General features: G+C 42.7%; 1 protein-coding gene. It reads left to right on the top strand.

Annotation, left to right across the window (positions count from 1 at the left end):
- Positions 1–234 precede the first annotated feature (234 nt).
- Complete coding sequence (locus FNH22_RS31780) at positions 235–447, top strand: hypothetical protein (protein WP_143402571.1); 213 nt, start codon at positions 235–237, stop codon at positions 445–447.
- Positions 448–654: the final 207 nt, after the last annotated feature.

Below are 654 nucleotides of genomic sequence, written 5' to 3'. Positions count from 1 at the left end.
CCCGAGCGGACGCTCTATCCAGGTTGTAGGTCGTAGGAACGCTGCGCTTAACCGACGACCAGTTCAATAAAAAAAGCCTCGTTTAATACCGAAATAAGGCCTTTCCGGTAATCTACAGTAGCACAGCCTAAGCAAAACCGCTTAGTAAAAATTACGCTTTTTAGCTCTTATATAGCCATCCGCAGTATCCCAACTTTGTATTGTTGATTTGAAAGAAACGAAACAGAGAGTAAGATGAAAAATATACTAATAGTAGCCGCCCTGATAATAGTAAGTTTAACTTCTGCTAACGCCAATGTGAACAGCTTAACCCCACCCACTTCGGTAGAGCACTTTCAGGCTGAGGCCAATGAAAATACCATTACATTAACCTGGGAAATCAATAGCACGGACAGTAATGAAGAAATAGTGATCAACATCCTCTCAGTCGCTCGGGTTTCCGAGTGACGACTATCAATTAGGCCTGGCCGGTTACTTCAAATGTCATCTTTCACCCACTGGCGCGCATATAGCGATAGCGCCATGCGTGCTGGTTTAGGAATAGGATTTGTAATCCGGGTGTACTTTAGAGGTAGCTTTCGGGGTATGATACCGCAATGTTTTATCATAAAAACTATCCAAAATAAGTTCACCAAGAATATGCGCATTACAAAT

It is taken from the genome of Fulvivirga sp. M361 (assembly GCF_007097395.1).
Taxonomy (GTDB): Bacteria; Bacteroidota; Bacteroidia; order Cytophagales; family Cyclobacteriaceae; genus Fulvivirga.
This window is presented reverse-complemented; position numbering and strand designations above follow the sequence as displayed.

Excerpts from the sequence above, each read along its gene's own strand:
- FNH22_RS31780 (WP_143402571.1), top strand. The coding sequence starts at position 235 with ATGAAAAATATACTAATAGTAGCCGCCCTGATAATAGTAAGTTTAACT.